This window comes from Alistipes sp. DJF_B185 (assembly GCF_964250025.1).
GTDB classification, from domain to species: domain Bacteria; phylum Bacteroidota; class Bacteroidia; order Bacteroidales; family Rikenellaceae; genus Alistipes; species Alistipes finegoldii.
The window spans coordinates 1-535 of the sequence record NZ_CAXUDY010000107.1; the positions used below are offsets into that span (position 1 = coordinate 1).

Genomic DNA, 535 nt, shown 5'->3' on the forward strand with positions numbered 1-535 from the left:
GTGGAATAGTCGATGTCGAAGATTCCCGGAGTGTAGTCCATCGGTCCGCTCAGCATCCTCACGAAGGGCAGCGTCGTGAGATACTCTGCCGAATTCCCTTCCGACCATGCGTTCCATTCCATGCCCCGCGCCCCTTCGCGTGTCATCATGTTGGGCCACGTGCGTCGTATCCCCGTCTCCTTTATCGGCTTGTGTACGTCGAGCATGATCCGGTATTTCGCCGCCGTTTCCACGACCCGCTGATAGTGCTGCACTCCATACTGCGAATGATGGAGGTAACCGCCTTTGAATCCCCCTGCATATCCCGTTTTGAGCGTGTGAACCCCCAGTTCGGCATACCTCCTCATCGCTGCTTCCATGACGGCTTCGTACTCAGAATATTTCCTCCCGTTTCATTGTGCATCCACAGTTGCACGCCCTTTTCACGGGCATAGGCGGCTATTCGCTCCAGATCGAAATCCGCATAGGGTTCGAGGTAGTCGAACTGCTGGTTTCCGCCCCAGTTCTCCCATCCTTTGTTCCAGCCCTCGAACAA

At 55.7% G+C, this 535-nt stretch carries 1 pseudogene; it reads right to left on the reverse strand.

Annotation, left to right across the window (positions count from 1 at the left end):
• Positions 1-535 (reverse strand): annotated as a pseudogene (locus tag ACESTR_RS16460) (glycoside hydrolase family 97 catalytic domain-containing protein); the annotation flags it as partial.